Origin of the sequence: Pedobacter suwonensis (assembly GCF_044762335.1) — a bacterium.
In the GTDB taxonomy this organism is placed as follows: domain Bacteria; phylum Bacteroidota; class Bacteroidia; order Sphingobacteriales; family Sphingobacteriaceae; genus Pedobacter.
In genome coordinates, this window is sequence record NZ_JBIWEB010000006.1 from 204,166 (window position 1) to 217,068 (window position 12,903).

7 protein-coding genes and 1 other RNA gene are annotated in these 12,903 nt (G+C 41.9%); 4 read left to right on the forward strand and 4 right to left on the reverse strand.

Annotation, left to right across the window (positions count from 1 at the left end):
* The first annotated feature begins 649 nt into the window (after nucleotides 1-649).
* The 3 genes from ACIQXP_RS11975 (at nucleotide 650) to ACIQXP_RS11985 (ending at nucleotide 8,823) form a co-directional block, all read left to right on the forward strand.
* Complete coding sequence (locus tag ACIQXP_RS11975) at nucleotides 650-3,742, forward strand: SusC/RagA family TonB-linked outer membrane protein (protein ID WP_387503913.1); 3,093 nt, start codon at nucleotides 650-652, stop codon at nucleotides 3,740-3,742.
* A gap of 12 nt (nucleotides 3,743-3,754) precedes the next feature.
* Nucleotides 3,755-5,689 (forward strand): RagB/SusD family nutrient uptake outer membrane protein, encoded by a 1,935-nt coding sequence (locus ACIQXP_RS11980; RefSeq protein WP_387503914.1) that lies wholly within the window; start codon nucleotides 3,755-3,757, stop codon nucleotides 5,687-5,689.
* A gap of 221 nt (nucleotides 5,690-5,910) precedes the next feature.
* A complete protein-coding gene (locus ACIQXP_RS11985) occupies nucleotides 5,911-8,823 on the forward strand; it encodes a glycosyl hydrolase 115 family protein (RefSeq protein WP_387503916.1) in 2,913 nt (970 codons plus the stop codon).
* Between the two features lie 257 nt (nucleotides 8,824-9,080).
* Here the strand turns inward: ACIQXP_RS11985 and ACIQXP_RS11990 are convergent, their stop codons facing one another.
* Together ACIQXP_RS11990 and ACIQXP_RS11995 are read right to left on the reverse strand one after the other, a co-directional pair.
* Nucleotides 9,081-10,199, reverse strand: coding sequence for an alpha/beta hydrolase-fold protein (locus ACIQXP_RS11990; RefSeq protein WP_387503918.1), 1,119 nt, complete (start codon nucleotides 10,197-10,199; stop codon nucleotides 9,081-9,083).
* Between the two features lie 249 nt (nucleotides 10,200-10,448).
* A complete protein-coding gene (locus tag ACIQXP_RS11995) occupies nucleotides 10,449-11,039 on the reverse strand; it encodes a GIN domain-containing protein (protein WP_387503919.1) in 591 nt (196 codons plus the stop codon).
* A 387-nt stretch (nucleotides 11,040-11,426) separates the two neighbouring features.
* Here ACIQXP_RS11995 and ssrA point away from each other — a divergent pair.
* Nucleotides 11,427-11,793: a transfer-messenger RNA gene (gene ssrA / locus ACIQXP_RS12000) on the forward strand.
* Between the two features lie 119 nt (nucleotides 11,794-11,912).
* Here the strand turns inward: ssrA and ACIQXP_RS12005 are convergent.
* Nucleotides 11,913-12,374 (reverse strand): MarR family winged helix-turn-helix transcriptional regulator, encoded by a 462-nt coding sequence (locus tag ACIQXP_RS12005; RefSeq protein ID WP_387503921.1) that lies wholly within the window; start codon nucleotides 12,372-12,374, stop codon nucleotides 11,913-11,915.
* Between the two features lie 135 nt (nucleotides 12,375-12,509).
* Nucleotides 12,510-12,869 (reverse strand): VOC family protein, encoded by a 360-nt coding sequence (locus ACIQXP_RS12010; protein ID WP_387503922.1) that lies wholly within the window; start codon nucleotides 12,867-12,869, stop codon nucleotides 12,510-12,512.
* Nucleotides 12,870-12,903 lie beyond the last annotated feature (34 nt).

A 12,903-nucleotide genomic window follows, 5' to 3' on the forward strand; every position in this document is an offset into this window, starting at 1 on the left:
ATAGTTAGTACAAAGATCTCTCCACTTTGCGTGGTTTCGGTCAAGACGACTGTGATATAGGCCTGTGTGGTTGTAGAATAAATTTGATTATTATCGTAATAATATGGTGATTTAGTCATCTGTTTTTTTAAAATAAAAACAAAAATTCAACCGATTGCATAAGATAGATTTTTATCCTGTTTTCTCCTATTTGTAACTTTTTGTTAGCCATTTTTGTGGATTTTGGCACGCTTGATTAACGGTTAAGTCTGATTTTTAAACAAGTATAATCAGATCTGTTTTTGGATTAAAAATGGCTTTATTAAGGTTTAAAGGCGGTTTTTAGGTCGATTTTCCAATGCCTAAACAGGAGGACTCCACTTAGTTAGCAAATTTTTGTCTTATAAATGATTTGTTTTTGTATTTGATTTTTGTGTCTTACAAGGTGGTAATAGCGCCCTCTCAATTTGAACATTTATTCTATTAATATGCACATTCAAATCAGGACCGGATGGGCAATGTAAATAACTTTATCACAGCATAAGTAAGAACTGACCAGACAAGGTGTCGTCCCCTGATTTTTGGCGAGTGAATTTGACATTGCACTTGTTGATTGTTTCGATCGATGGAGCTGTCTTTCTTATTCTTTAACCATTATAAACCATAAATTATGAGAAGTGAAATTTTACAATTTTGTGTAACGTCGCGCTGGAAATTTTTCAGGTATCTCCCCAAAGTGATGTTATTGGCAACACTGATATTTTCAGCTTTTATTGCACAGGCACAAACTGTGGTAAAAGGTAAGGTTGTGGATGAACAAGGTAATCCACTGCCAGGTGTTGGTGTTGTTTTAAAAGGAACCAATACCAGTACTTCATCGCAGGGTAATGGAAGTTTTTCCATCACCACTACCGGGACAAACCCCGTTTTAGTATTTTCCTATGTAGGTTATACCACTAAAGAGGTTCCGGTGAAAGATCAGAGCACCATAAATGTAACCCTTCAGCCGAGTGCAGCAGAGTTGGGCCAGGTGGTTGTGGTAGGTTATGGTACTCAACGCAAAGAAGCTGTTACAGGTTCTGTAGCCTCTATTGGCGGAGAAAAAATCCGTGAAGTGCCGGCGCCCAATATTGCTCAGGCTATCCAAGGACGTTTGGCAGGTGTTAATATTTCCCAAACTTCAACCAAACCAGGCGCAACCATGCAGATCCTGATCCGTGGTCAGCGTTCACTTTCGGCAAGTAATGATCCGCTGGTGGTGTTGGATGGGATTCCATTTCCAGGCTCAATCGGCGATATCAACCCTAACGATATCAAAAGTATCGATATTTTGAAAGATGCATCTGCAACGGCTATCTACGGCTCCAGAGGTGCCAATGGGGTAATTTTATTAACGACCAACAGGGGGCAGGTTGGTGCGCCAGCCAAGATCTCTTACAACACCTATACCGGTTTGCAAACCTTGTTTGCAAAATATCCGATGATGAACGGACCTGAATTTGTTGCGTTGAGGAAAGCCGCAGGGTTATTTACAACGCTTGGTGTGGATGAATCCAATGATGTGAATACCGATTGGCAGGACCTCTTTTATAATAAAAGTGCGATTGTAACCAGTCATGATCTAGGTGTAACCGGCGGTTCTGCAACCAGCAACTATAGCTTTGGTGGCGGGTATTATAAAAACCAGAGTTTAATTCCTACACAGCAATACACCAGGTATTCGATGAAAGCATCACTTGATCAGCAAATCGGCAAGCTTTTTCGTGTTGGATTTACCACCAACAATAACTACAATATCAGTGAAGGTAATCAGGTTGGTATTTATGGCAACCTGAGCAATACCCCGATCTCAAATCCTTACAATGCAGATGGAAGTTTAAAACGGACCATCAGAATGCCGCAAGACGAAGCTTTTGTTTACACCAATGGCATTGTAAAGGATTTGCATGACAAATGGTTGAATGAAACGCGTGGTTTTGCTACTTATAATTCATTATATGGTGAGGTTAAAATTCCATGGGTTGAAGGATTGAAGTACCGTGCCAACCTGGGATTAGATTTTATCCAGAGCAACAATGGTAACTTTACTGGTGTTGGGGTGGGCAGTACTACAGCCACTACACCTTCTACTGCCGGAGTAAGTAACTCGCAAACCTACCACTGGACATTGGAGAATTTATTGACCTACGACCGCAGTTTTGGAAAACATACTTTCAATGCAGTTGCTTTATATTCTGCGGAACAAAATAAATTCAATTCTTCTTCTATGAGTGCCAGGGATATTCCTGCTGAAGCTTTCCAGTTTTATAACCTGGGACAAGCCAATGGCGAAATCACAATTGGCAACGGTAACTATAGCCTTACCGGGTTGGTTTCTTACATGGGAAGGATCATGTACTCATACGATAATAAGTACCTCTTAAGCGCCACACTTAGGTCTGATGCGTCATCGCGTTTGGCGCCGGGACACAAGTGGCATACCTATCCTGCGGTTTCTGTAGGATGGAATATAATGAATGAATCTTTTATGAAAGATATTACCGCGATTGATAGATTAAAAATACGTATAGGTTACGGACAAACTTCCAATCAAGCCGTTGCTCCATATCAAACGCTCGGACTGTTGAGTACCCGCCCATATAATTTTGGCGATAATACTTATGCAACCGGATATTATGTGTCTCAGCTTCCAAGTCCTGGTTTAGGATGGGAATATTCTGAAACCTGGAACTATGGATTGGATTTTTCAATCTTAAAAAACCGCATTTCCGGAACATTTGAATACTATGACACCAAAACTAAAGATATTTTGCTTAGCGTGGCCTTACCGTCAACTGCGGGTGTAGGCAGCTATACCGCAAATATCGGCCAAACCCAGAATAAAGGCTGGGAGCTGAGTGTTAATGGGGTGATCCTTGAAAATCAGGGTGGATGGACCTGGGATGTAGGCTTCAACATTACGGCAAACAGAAATAAACTAACCGCCCTGGCATCCGGACAGACCCGCGATGAAGGAAATGCATGGTTTGTTGGTCATAATATCAATGCCATTTATGACTATGAAAAAATTGGACTATGGCAGGCAGGTGATCCTTACCTAAATGTGCTTGAACCAGGTGGAAACGTAGGGATGATTAAAGTGAAGTATACCGGAGACTATAATAATGCAAACGGTGTCCCAACCAGAGCTATAGGTGCCGCCGACAGACAGGTTATCGATATTGACCCAAAATTTACCGGCGGTTTTAATACCAGGGTTGCCTATAAGGGATTTGACCTGAATGTAGTCGGACTTTTCAAAAGTGGCGGAACATTGGTGAGTACACTTTATGGCTCAGCAGGCTACCTGAACTTACTAACTGGTCGTAGAAATAATGTTAAGGTAGATTATTGGACACCTGATAATACAGGTGCCAAGTACCCTAAGCCAGGAGGCATAGCCAGTGGCGATAACCCTAAATACGGAAGCACATTGGGGTATTTTGATGCTTCATTCCTTAAAATACGGACGATTTCTCTTGGTTATGATTTTAACAGGGACCTGATCAAAAATTCAAATGTAAGGCTTCGCGCGTATCTAACCGTACAAAATCCTTTCGTCATGTTCTCTCCTTACCATAGGGAGTCGGGTATGGATCCGGAAACAAATTCATATGGAGATGAAAACCAGGCGGTAAATTCTTATCAGCGAAGAATTTTAACAATTGGTACCAATACACCTTCAACCCGCAATTACGTTGCAGGTCTTAATTTAACATTTTAGCATAAACAGGATATGAAAAATATACAATTAAAAACTGTCGCAACTGTTTGGTTACTGATGGTGATCTTTTCAGGTTGTTCTAAAATTTTGGAAGAAGAGCCACGCAGCACTTTTACGCCCGATTATTTTAAAACGGTAACAGGCGTAAACGGTGGACTAACTTCTATGTATGCCCATTTAAGAAATATTTATGGCCAGGCTTATTTTTACAATTCTTTAATCACCGGAACCGATGAGGCTACCTGGGGCAAAGATGCTGATGGAAACTTTAAAGATATGGACTGCTCCGGAGTGGGTTCCATCTTATCAACAAGTTTTCCGAGTAGTATATTGTGGAGTGAAGCCTTTCCAAACATCAACAATGCCAGTGGTATCATCGAAAATGCCAGTGCAGCAGGGATATCAAATGCCTTGGTGGCCGAAGCCAGATTTTTCCGCGCCTTCGACTATTTTCTTTTGGTACAAACTTTCGGTGGCGTTCCGCTTGACCTGGGTGCCGGCGAATTGAGATTTAACACCAATCCGGTTAGAACTTCCGTACGAAATACGGTACCGGCTGTATACACAAAAGCGGTATTTCCTGATCTTATAAAAGCTATTGCGGACCTGCCTGCAACGGGAAGGGTTACCGGCGGTGTGACTAAGGTAGCTGCACAGCTATTCTTATCAAAAGCTTATTTAACTTATGCATGGTGGTTACAAAATCCAAATAATATTCCAACCTATCCTGCATCTGCAAGGACTGACCCTGATGGACATGATGCCAATTACTATTTTCAGCAGGCTTACGATATTGCTACCGCAGCAATCGAAAACCCGGGTACATTTGGGCTGATGGATACCTATTATGATGTTAACTGGGCGGTGAATGACCGTAACAAGGAAACATTATTATATGCCGACCATACACAAACAAGCGAGAAATTTAACGGTGGTAGCTTAACGTTTGGAAGCGGTGGTGCGCCAGATAATTTTGCAGGTTGGATGATGACCTGGAATTACACCAATATCCGGAGCGGAGGTATCAGTTCCGTTCAGCGCGAAGCGGAGCAGCATTTAGGCCGTCCATGGAACCGTATGGCGCCAACCATTGAAGTATTGAAAAATACCTTTGCAGATAAAACACTCGATTCGAGATATGATGGTACTTTCACTACGGTTTACAGGGGTAACTGGCCTAAGGGTTACAACCCACCTTCAAGTGCACCCGCATCATTGGTTAACGCAAACGGATTATCTGTAGTTCCGGGAGATGCTGTACTGAGCTTTCTAAATACAGATGATGCTACAATCGCTTACCCGACAGGTGCTGGTATAAGTGGTGTGGGCGCAGGTATTCTGCCTGGAAGAGCTGATTATGTGATTGCTCCTGGCGGAATCAGCAGAATTGTTTACCCTGGGCTTTGGAAATTAGGTCCTTACCGTACCGATAATGGCACAGGTTTAGGACAGCCAAACGCAGGTAGTACGCGCCCGTTTCCGGTAGCTAAATTTTCTGAGCTTTATTTTGTTGCAGCCGAAGCAGCGGTGAAAGGAGCAACAACCAAAGCTGGCAAAAGCGCCCGCGAACTCATTAATGTAATTCGGGCAAGAGCTGGTAAATGGCGTTTCGATAACAATGGAAATGTGGCTAAAGTTGCAGATAACAGTGCAGCAATGGTTGCGGCTACCCCGGCTACAATAGATATTAATTATATTTTGGCCGAACGTTCAAGAGAGTATTATGCTGAAGGATACCGCAGGTACGATCTGATCCGTACCCAGAAATGGAGCGAGCTTGCTGCTACCTATACTATCGCAGGAACTGCATACGGCGATCACACGCCACAAACCGTAACCCGTACCATTACGCCTAACTTATATTTACGTCCTATCCCTCAGGCGCAAATAGACGGAATGCAGATGAGTGCAGATGAAAAGAAAGCGTACCAGAATCCTGGATATTAATAATACTTTGGTTTAGTTGGGTGGGCGGCGTCAATTGATGTCGCTCATTCGTTTTTTATAAAAGTGCCTGCCTTTTTTTTGGGGACCAGAAGATTTGGGCAACAATAAAAATCACTATTCCGAAATAAAAATCCCACTTGCTAACCTGTTACTTCAATAGCTTAAATACCGGCTAGCTTAAAAAAAATAAAGATCAATCGAGAACCTAATTTCTTTCCCTAATGCCAGTAAATTTTTTTAAAAAACGCCATATTTTTTTTACGTCACTTATCCTTTTCTCTTTTTGGACTAATTACACTAAAGCCCAGGCAAGTTTAGGTTTGGAAAAGCAATTTATTCAAGAAACCAGAAAGAATAAAGAAGATTTTGCATTGATAGAAAAAGGAACCGCAACAAATATTTTTTATGATGGGAATGATTATAAAGGCGTAATAAGGGCAATTGGTGATTTAGGAAATGATTTTTTCCGCGTATCGGGCCTTAAGCCGGAATTAAAAAGCATGAGCCCTGCTGGCAAGTCTGTTATTATAATCGGAACCCTTGGTAAAAGCAAACTCATTGATCAGTTGATCTCATCAGGCAAGCTGAGCAGTACTACCATTTCTGGCAAATGGGAAAGTTTTGTTATATCAACTGTTAAAAATCCGTTTCCCGGCGTCAATCAGGCATTGGTTATTGCAGGGAGCGACAAAAGAGGAACCATATATGGCATATACGAAGTATCAGAACAATTAGGCGTATCGCCGTGGTATTGGTGGGCCGATGTTCCGCCCAAACCCCGCCAAAGTGCATTTGCGCTTTCCGGGACTTACAGTTCTGGCGAACCTGCGGTAAAATACCGGGGGATATTTATTAACGATGAAGCCCCGGCCATGACAGGTTGGGCCAAAGAGAAGTTTGGCGGGATGAACAGTAAAATGTATACCCATATGTTTGAGCTGCTGTTGCGCCTTCGGGCCAATTACCTGTGGCCAGCCATGTGGAGTAATGCATTTAATGAAGATGATCCTGAAAATCCACGTCTGGCCGACGAATATGGCATTGTAATGGGCACTTCCCATCATGAACCGATGATCCGGGCACAACAGGAATGGAAAAAACACGGGGTTGGCGCCTGGAATTATGCAACAAATCCTCAGGGGTTAAACGCTTTCTGGCAGGAGGGAATTAAAAGAAACAAAAACTACGAAAGCCTGATTACGATGGGCATGCGTGGAGATGGAGACGAACCCATGGTTGAAGGTGGAGATATGGCATCCAACGTGAACTTGCTGGAGAATATTATTACGGATCAACGCAAAATTCTTAAAGAAAATATGGATCAGCCTGTAGAAAAGATTCCACAGCTTTGGGCCATATATAAAGAAGTTAAAGATTATTACGATTTCGGAATGAAAGTTCCTGATGATATTACCTTATTGTGGGCCGATGACAATTGGGGCAACTTAAGGCATTTGCCCACTGCGCAGGAGCGCAAACGGAGCGGTGGATCAGGAATCTACTATCATTTCGATTATGTTGGCGCACCCAGAAATTATAAATGGCTAAATACCACTTCCCTGCCAAAAGTATGGGAGCAAATGAATCTGGCTTATCAGTATGGCGCCGACCGTGTTTGGGTGGTAAATGTTGGCGACCTGAAACCCATGGAGATTCCCATTGAATTCTTTTTACGTATGGCCTGGAACCCCAACGCGATGAGCCGCGAAAGGCTGGCAGGTTTTCTTGAACACTGGGCAACACGCGAATTTGGAACCGGCCAGGCAAAAGAAATTGCAGATTTAGTGCGCCTCTACTCCAAATATACCACCAGGCGCAAACCTGAACTACTGAGTCCTGAAACTTTTAGTTTGGCAAACTTCAATGAAGCGCAGCGCGTAAGTAGGGAATGGAGTACGTTAAACAACAGGGCAGCGCAGGTAAATAAGAAATTGCCTGAAAAATACAAAGATGCATTTTATCAATTGGTATATTATCCCATCCGGGCGATGAAAACGGTTACCGATTTATATATTGCTGTAGGTAAAAACCGCCTGTATTTTAAACAGGGAAGAGCTGCTACCAATCTTCAGCGTAACCTTGCACTCGATCTTTTTAAACAGGATCAACAACTCAGCGATGAATTTAACCATCAACTGGCAGGCGGTAAGTGGAATCACATGATGGATCAGGTGAGGATTGGGTACACCAGCTGGAACGATCCAAAGCAAAACATCATGCCTAAAACAGATGAGATCCAGGTGTCTTCAACATCAGATTTTGGCGTTGCCATAGATGGCTCATTTGATAGCTGGCCCTCAAGCGCTCCGGCGCCCACGCTTCCGGCATTCGAATCTTTAAACAAATCGGAGTCTTACTTTGAAGTTTTTGCAAAGGGGGCTGCAGCGATCAATTTCCAGTTAAAAGCCGATCAGTGGATCCGTTTGAAAAAGGAAAGTGTTCCCGGTACAAATGATTACCGTGTATTCGTTGATATCGACTGGACCAAACTCAATAGTGGAAAACACGAAGGTAAAATACAGATATCTGGCGACACGACCACTGTAGTCATTAATGTGAAAGCCAATAAGGCAACACCCAAACAATTGGCAGAAGCAAAAGGAACCTTTGCCAGTTTAGGTGCGCCAATTGCATTTGAGGCTTTTCAGGCCAGTAAAAAAGTATCCAGAAATGGGGTCAGCTGGGAAGCCATACCGGGTTATGGAAGAGGAAAATCTGGTATGTCGGTTTTTCCGGTTACCTCTGCTTCGCTTGATCAGCCTGGTACGCCTGTGTTAGAATATCCTGTTTTCTTTGCCGAAAGCGGTGAGGCTAAAATTGATTTGGTGGTAGGACCAACGGTAAATTTCTCGCCCGAAGGATTAAGGGTTGGAATTTCTGTAGATGGCGCAGCACCTCAAATCCTGACCATTATAGCTAAGCCTAGTGCCTCAGGATCTGATGCCAGTTGGGCAAACGCGGTAAAGGATAATGCCAGAACGCTTACTTCTTCACATTCTTTTAAAAACACTGGAAGGCACACCGTAAAAATATGGATGGTTGATCCCGCAGTGGTTCTGGAAAAACTAATCATCTATAAAGATAAATTGCCATATAGTTATCTCGGGCCGATAGAAAATAAGATATTAAGATAGAGTCTGTTAAAAAGTTATATAAAATTAATTCGTGTGTCAGTTTGAGCGTAGCAGACTATTTCAACGCATTAATAAAAGCAATCGATTTCGTTACCATTAATGGATACCAATAGAATGGTCTTCATTGCGAGGAGGAACGACGAAGCAATCTATCATACTAATAAGCCTTACTATAAAGATTGCTTCGTCGGCTGAAAAAGCCTTCTCGCAATGACGATTCTTCACGAATTGACTTTTATGCACGTTACCAGAATAATCTATTTAAACAAGAGCGGAGCAAGCTCAAGAAGGCTTCGGCGCCAGGTCTGGAATTCGTGACCTGTATTTTCCGAAACATAGGAAACGGCATTGTAGCCCGCTTCTTTTAACGCTGCTACAGCATTTTTTACACCTTCAGGACGTTCCTTGCTTCCACAGCTTATGAAAATCAATCGCGGTTTTGGCTTGTCTTTCAGTTCGGCAGGAGTGAATGTTCCGCCACTCAATAGCGCATAAGAACCAAAAAGTTCAGGCTTGTTAAGCGTAATGGTGTGCGTTTCCATACCGCCCATGGATAGTCCGGCCATGGCACGGCCATTGGAGGTTTTTATCGTTGAAAAGTTGGTGTCGATATATGGGATCAGCTCTTCCGTTAATAAGGTTTGAAAGGCATCAATCTTAAAATCTTTCATACGTCCCCATTTAGTTTCATTGGTCATTCCATAGGTCATCACAATGATAAACGGCTTAATTTTTCCTTCTGCAATCAGGTTGTCCATAATCAGGTTCGCGCGGCCCTGATTACTCCAGGCCGTCTCGTCTTCGCCCCATCCATGTTGCAGATAAAGTACCGGAAAGCGTTGTTTATCTTTACCATAACCTGGTGGCGTGTAAACATATGCTCTGCGTGAAGAGTTGGTACTCTTTGATGGAAAAAGTATTTGCTGCACATTTCCATGAGCTACATTTTTATTGGCGTAAAAATCTTCGTCCCTGGCCGGAATTTCAATTCCACTTTCCCAGCGCGTTGAGCCAAAATAATTCATCGAGCCGGGATCATTAAATACGCCGCCATCAATGGTCAGGTGATAATAGTGGAAACCCTCGTCCATTGCCCCGGCAGTGGTGCCGATAAAAAAACCGTCGGCTGTTTTGGTGAGTTTGGTTCCGCCTTGTCCTCCCAAACCAAGGCTTACCCTGATACTGTCTGCTTGTGGCGCTTTAATGCGAAACCGGGCGTAGCCTTGTGAATTAACCTGCGGGAACTCCTGGCCGGGTTGATTGGTTACAGCTGGTTTGAAGTCTTCTTTAATTGTCTCCGGGTTGTTTTGAGCCTGGCATATGCCAAAGCAAAGGCTTGTGCCCAAAGCAATTATCATAATTCCGAATTTCATCATATTTGGTTGATTAAGTTGTGTAGTCCGCCTAGCCCTGTAGATGAAGCGTTAAGCAGATTGCTTAAAGATAATGGCTATATCTATTTGGGGTTGCGCAGATTGTTTAGTTTTATAGCAGAAATGTTTAATGCCATTGAGGTAAATGGTTAGCAAATCTTTTACAGCGCTAAACCTGGTTCTCGGCTTTCTTAACCAATAAAAAAGGCGGCCCGTAAATGAACCGCCTGAATCAAGTATAATTCCTTTTCTTTATTTGCCAAGCAAGGCAAGTGAATTTTCAGTGTTTAAACTGGTTTTGGTATTAGCGGCAACAAATTTGTTCATCGTTAACTTTTGTTCTTTGCCCATTACCAGCATATGGTCGCTGGTTGAGCCGCTTAAGGTTAAGTCAGCACGATCTTCAATCACTGTATACAATCCTTCAGTTTGTGAGTTTAAGTCTAAGGATGCATTTCCGCTTAAAAAAACCTGCAGGTATTGCGCATTGATTTTACCTTGTGTTTTTACTTTGGCATTATCCATGGCTTGGATTCGGTAAATATCATTTACATAAATGGTCAGTTTCGCAGTGTTATTGTCTGCAGCGGAAATTTCTAAACCATCTCCGCTTTGTATCACCTTAACTTCTCCGCTGTTTTCATCCGCATAGCTAATGCCTGTACGTTTTCCCTGTATAATGGTCAGCTCTACATTTCCTTTTACTTTAATGCGTTTGAAGTTCAATACTTTTGAAGCATGAACTGGTTTAATGGTTTCAGTTGCATGAGCTGATACTACTGCTGAAGTTGATAATATCAATGCTAAAGATGATGCGAATAATGTTTTAAGTAAAGTTTTCATATGCTTTAAATTTTAAGTTTTTACAATGTTTTTATTGATTGTTCTGATTATAAGACGTGCAGACCCGGCAAACGTTTCAGCGTATATCAGGGCATTATACCAGTCTGGGGAGCCAATCGACCAATGCCCAAAATTTAAAGACAAAAAGATGGTGGTCGCTGTGAATTTTCCTGATTCGCTTTGCAGGTAGATGATCGTATTTCTTTTTTATTTGAGGAAGATGGGTTTTATCGTTGCAGTTGTGGTGATGCCCTTCGGGTTTAAGTAACAATCAAATCCATTGTTGATCCGGAGCATAACCTGATATAGGTAAATGAAGGAAATTGTGATTTAACACAGTTTTTCGTATATTTGTGGTCTGGTATTTGTACCAGAAAAACTTTCTCTGGGGCCGTTCTTGGATTTGACGGGGTGGCGAAAGTTATGTTAGCATGCAGTGCGTTGTTCGGAGAGCACTTAAAGTGAACGATCAAATTTTAGTTGGCGAAAATACTTACGCCTTAGCTGCCTAGTTTAGAACTAGCTTAGCTTTTGTCCCTCTAACTGCTGCATTGTTGGGTTAGAATCTGGGGCATCGAAACAACAAAGCTGGCTTTAAGGAGATACGACTTAAAGTGAGACAAAGTATCTAAGGATATAAATAAGGTCGGTTTTCAGCCCGTTTATTTCCCGAAAATTAACTGAAAAATAAGCATGTAGAAGGTATAATTTATCTCACAACTGGACAAGGGTTCGACTCCCTTCGGCTCCACATTATTTAATGTGAAAATAGAAATTCCTGCAAATCAAATGTTTGCAGGAATTTTTTGTAGAAATCATTCGCTAATCCGAAGTAAATTAAGCAGTAGATCATCTTTTAACAGATGGTATAGCCTAAATATCTTTATTTTTTTCAATGAGCTGCACCATATGTTTATTGAATAACGAAATCCCATCCTTTAAGGTATCAAAAAACGCCAGGTCGGCATGCTCAATCTCAATCAGAGCTTTTTGCAAAACACGGCCTCCTTCAGTTGTTAACTTAATCGTCTTTGCTCTTGTATCTGTTTCGTGTTCCTGCCTGGTGATAAAGCCTTTTTCCTGAAGGGTGCGCAATACTTTTGACACCATCATTCTGTCTGCATTGCTTTGGTTGGCAATGTCTACCTGAGTTACTGCATCACTTTTTTTCGAAAGCCATGCTAAGGCTGCCATTAATACCAATTGGGTTTGTGTTAAATTCAAAGGATCAAGTACCCTTTTTTGCTTTCGTTGCCAAAGCATAGTGACTTGCCCTAACAGATAACCTGGACTATCTGCCGGGCTTTTAAAATGAAATTCAATTTCTTCAGACATTATTCAGGATCCTCTTTTTTAATCAAAATGTTGACTCGCTTCTTATATCGATAAAATTAAAAATTCCGTAGCTAATTCCATATCAGATCTATTTTAATATTTGTTTTGTCGTTTACTTGAATTGCATCTGCTGGTTTATTTAGCACTCAGGAAAGTCAATTTATAGCCATCAAGATCTTTAACATGAAATGCACGGCCAAATGGCGTTTCAATGATTTCTCCCGCAGTTGTAACCCCGTTCCCAATAAACTTTTCTTTCAGTTCTTCGACATTTTCCTCAACGGCGAACCAAATGGCCACGCCAATACCCAGTTCTCTGTCTTCGAGCGGTTCAAGAGGCGTGCGAATAGCAAAACTTGCTTCGCCATGGTTATACTTAAAAACACAGGCTTGCGGATTCGAATTGCCGACTTCAAAACCCAAAAGGTTTTCATAGAAGGCTTTTGAAGCGTCTAAATTTTTTACTTGTAGGGATGCAAATGTTAATTGTCTCATAGTTTTTATCTTTTTGTTGTCGCAAATATAATAT

Coding starts and splice junctions, on each gene's coding strand:
- ACIQXP_RS11975 (WP_387503913.1), top strand. CDS start 650: ATGAGAAGTGAAATTTTACAATTTTGTGTAACGTCGCGCTGGAAATTT.
- ACIQXP_RS11980 (WP_387503914.1), top strand. CDS start 3,755: ATGAAAAATATACAATTAAAAACTGTCGCAACTGTTTGGTTACTGATG.
- ACIQXP_RS11985 (WP_387503916.1), top strand. CDS start 5,911: ATGCCAGTAAATTTTTTTAAAAAACGCCATATTTTTTTTACGTCACTT.
- ACIQXP_RS11990 (WP_387503918.1), bottom strand. CDS start 10,199: ATGATGAAATTCGGAATTATGATAATTGCTTTGGGCACAAGCCTTTGC.
- ACIQXP_RS11995 (WP_387503919.1), bottom strand. CDS start 11,039: ATGAAAACTTTACTTAAAACATTATTCGCATCATCTTTAGCATTGATA.
- ACIQXP_RS12005 (WP_387503921.1), bottom strand. CDS start 12,374: ATGTCTGAAGAAATTGAATTTCATTTTAAAAGCCCGGCAGATAGTCCA.
- ACIQXP_RS12010 (WP_387503922.1), bottom strand. CDS start 12,869: ATGAGACAATTAACATTTGCATCCCTACAAGTAAAAAATTTAGACGCT.